The following is a 292-nucleotide window of genomic DNA, read 5'->3' on the forward strand; positions in this document are numbered from 1 at the left end:
CAACCAATAAAGAGACTAAAGTCACTTTTGATTTAAGTCCTTTAAGCCTGTTTAGCACACAAGTAGAAACAATTTCTGAGGTAATGGCTGTTCCCAGCGATAGCTTGGGACGTGTACTGCAAATGATCGTTATAGACTCACTGCTCTTATTAAGGGATAAATACAACGGTTATATCTTCAATTTGATCGACCTCAAGACAGAAAAAATGCTGTTTAGGTTTGGCAGGATAGGTAAAGGGCCCGGTGAATTCAGTGGTCATGCGGTGCATACCGATGTTTTACAGCGAAACAG

1 protein-coding gene is annotated in these 292 nt (G+C 40.8%); it reads left to right on the plus strand.

What is annotated here, in order from left to right:
- The coding region (locus AC04NP_RS30790) for a hypothetical protein (RefSeq protein WP_482863971.1) at nt 1-292 on the plus strand (292 nt) is incomplete at both ends.

The sequence above is a fragment of the Agaribacillus sp. DX54 genome (assembly GCF_056858335.1).